General features: G+C 31.8%; 1 protein-coding gene. It reads left to right on the top strand.

Annotated features, from left to right (window positions below; translation table 11 throughout):
- The coding region (locus KGF45_RS19740) for a transposase (RefSeq protein WP_227843082.1) at positions 1 to 252 on the top strand (252 nt) is incomplete at its 5' end.
- Positions 253 to 371: the final 119 nt, after the last annotated feature.

The raw sequence follows: 371 nt of genomic DNA, 5'->3' as shown, positions 1-371 counted from the left end.
AAGGCTATAGCAAGTCAGAAATTCTTTGAGTTCAAAACTAAACTAATGTCTAAGTGTAAGCAAAATAATATAGAACTTAGAATTGTTGATAGATTTTATCCATCATCAAAGACTTGTAGCCAGTGTGGAGAGGTTAATAAGAATTTAAAACTTAAAGATAGAGTTTATAAATGTAGTTGTGGTTTATCTATTGATAGAGATTTAAATGCAAGTATTAATCTTAAAAATGCTAAAAAATATAAGGTAGCTTAAATACAAAGTAATTTTCCCACACGCGGCTCAAAAGCACTTATATATGTACGGAGGGCTAACTTCGGAATTTAAGCCTTTGGAGAACTATACCAAATCGTAGTAGCTTAGGCAAGGCGAGG

Origin of the sequence: Clostridioides sp. ZZV14-6154, assembly GCF_020657785.1 — a bacterium.
Lineage (GTDB): Bacteria > Bacillota > Clostridia > Peptostreptococcales > Peptostreptococcaceae > Clostridioides.
This window is presented reverse-complemented; position numbering and strand designations above follow the sequence as displayed.